At 42.2% G+C, this 739-nt stretch carries 1 protein-coding gene; it reads right to left on the bottom strand.

Going from position 1 to position 739, the window contains the following annotated elements; genetic code table 11:
* A partial coding sequence (locus LD39_RS20290) for a DUF421 domain-containing protein (protein ID WP_035552860.1) occupies positions 1–514 on the bottom strand: 514 nt, incomplete at its 3' end.
* Positions 515–739 lie beyond the last annotated feature (225 nt).

The raw sequence follows: 739 nt of genomic DNA, 5'->3' as shown, positions 1-739 counted from the left end.
TGACCATTTGAAAAGAGGCGGGGGTAACAGGTTCATACTTGGGATCTAAGAAAACAGACAGCTTGCCATCGGCTTCCCAGGTAGCTAACGCGACGTTTTTTACGTCAATAACCTTCGCTTCACGCAGCTCCTCTAGTAGAACATCCATTGTAATCCTTGCTTTTTTCAAACCTTCATAGAGGATATCACCGTTACGGACTAAGGTAATCGGAGCACTATTGATCAGCTTTCTGAACCACGGCCATTTTAAAATTCCGAAGATACCAAATAGGTAGAGAGTGACTAAAACGCTTGTCGTGATCATGGAACCTTTCATACCTAACCCTTCGTCTGACAGAGGGTGGGCGATGATATTCCCGATTACCAGCGCTAATGTAAAATCGAGCAGTCTTAATTGCGAAATGGCCCGCTGCCCAAGGACCCTTGCAACAATAACTAAAAAAATGAAGGCGATCACTGCACGGAGAATCCACTCGATTGAAGAAAGGCTTTCTTGACTTTGGAAAAAATCCATTGCGGACACGTCCTTTGACTCATCAATTCTTCTTAGTTTGTACGCTTCTCCTTTTCTTACCCTTTCTTGTGAATAAGATATAAAAAAGACTTTCCAATGGGAGATGGAAAGTCTTTTGGCAGTGCTAATGTTGCCTTTGGAATCGTCTAACTTGATAGTAGGATCAATGGATTAATCAAAGCTATTCAACAAACGTGCAGAATTCAGTAAGACTCGATTTCGAGA

Source organism: Halobacillus sp. BBL2006 (assembly GCF_000786645.1).
Taxonomy (GTDB): Bacteria; Bacillota; Bacilli; order Bacillales; family Halobacillaceae; genus Halobacillus.
The sequence above is the reverse complement of the archived record's forward strand: the minus strand, read 5'-3'. Positions and strand labels throughout refer to the sequence as shown.